Annotated in this window: 1 protein-coding gene; it reads right to left on the minus strand. The window is 71.9% G+C overall.

What is annotated here, in order from left to right:
• Positions 1–1,303: transposase (locus tag RH94_RS02150; protein ID WP_073945981.1), on the minus strand; the 1,303-nt coding region annotated here is incomplete at its 3' end.
• Between the last annotated feature and the right edge of the window lie 122 nt (positions 1,304–1,425).

Here is a 1,425-nt window from a genome sequence, read left to right on the forward strand (position 1 = left end):
TCTGCCAGTGCTGGGCGCCCCAGCGGCTGGTGTAGGCCGGGTCGACCGCGACAACGGGAACGCCCCGCTCGGCGGCCATCGACACCAGCCTCGCCCGCAGCCCGGCGGTGGGCAGGCCGCTGATGAGCTTGCGGAACCGCGTGCGGCGGCCGTGCTTCTCCCGGGTCTTGTCCGCGGCGAAGTCCAGGTCCTCGATCGCCAGGGCCAGGCCATGCCGTGTGGCCCAGTGCAGCAGGCGAATCAGGGCGTGGCGGACCTGCGCGTCGCGGTGCTGTGCGCTGCCGGTGAGGGTGTAGTCGAAGCGGCGGGGCGCGCCGACGGGGTTGCCGTGCTGGTCCAGGCGCCAGACGGCCAGGTGGTCGGCGTTCAGGTCCACCCCGGCCAGCCCGCCCGCACGAGCCGCCTCCAGCGGCACGACTTGCACCGGTGGGATCTGCCAGGAGGCGGTCACATACCAGCAGTTGCGGTCTGTGTCGTAATGGATGCGGTAGGCCACCGCGCGGTCGGCGGCGACACGGTCGGCCCACTGCTCGCTCCGGTGGTGGAAGCGGACCTGGCCGGCGAGCACGTACCGGCCGTGGGGCGCGTTGGCCAGGTAGGCCAGCGGCGCCGGAAGTTTGATGCTCACCTCACCGCCGGGGGTGATGCGGATGGTCTCGTTGCCGTAGCGTTTGCCGGACTCGCCATCGGCCTGGAGAAACCACCGCTGGACCTGCCACCGCAGCCGCCACTGCGTCTCCGTCAGCTGGGCGGCTTCAAGGTGGTGCCGGGTGCGCGCCAGCTTCTTGCCGCCGCGCACCACCCGCACCCGTCCGGCTTCCCAGTCGGCCTGTTCATGCTCCAGTCGGTCCTCAAGTACGTGCAGGCGCCGGGACTTGGCGAACCACTCCCGCCGGGAGCGGTAGCCGCCCGGCGCACCCTTGGAACCCTTCGTCCCGATGGGCTGCGCGAGGCGGTGCGTGATCGTGTCGACGCCCGCCCGGAGGCTGTGGAGGTGGGCGAGTTGCCCGCGCCGGGCCAAAGCCCACTGGTCGTGGGTGGCCTTGGTGAGGCTGCCCGCCCACCGCGAGGACGACTTCCCCGTCAGCGCCCGCTTGCGTTGCGCCCACTGCTCGCCGTCGTGGGTCAGGCCCGCCGCGCAGCGGGCCTTCAGGTCGCCGGAGGCCAGCGAGCCGAGCAGCTCGCCGACCAGGCGCAGCACCGCCTCGTCCTGCCCGGTCAAACCCTTGAGACTGGAGCGGATCGCCACTCCGGACGGGCCGGGCACCACGAACGGCGCCACCACCTCACGCAGCACGCCCACACCCCACCACCGCCCGACACTGAAGAGCCCCTCACCGCGTCCAACGACCACCCCCGGTCAAAGGTCACGCATTCGAAACCAGAACCCCCGTCGCCCTGCCTCCTGCCGTTGTTCAGTGCCAC

Origin of the sequence: Streptomyces kebangsaanensis, assembly GCF_001906585.1 — a bacterium.
GTDB classification, from domain to species: Bacteria; Actinomycetota; Actinomycetes; order Streptomycetales; family Streptomycetaceae; genus Streptomyces; species Streptomyces kebangsaanensis.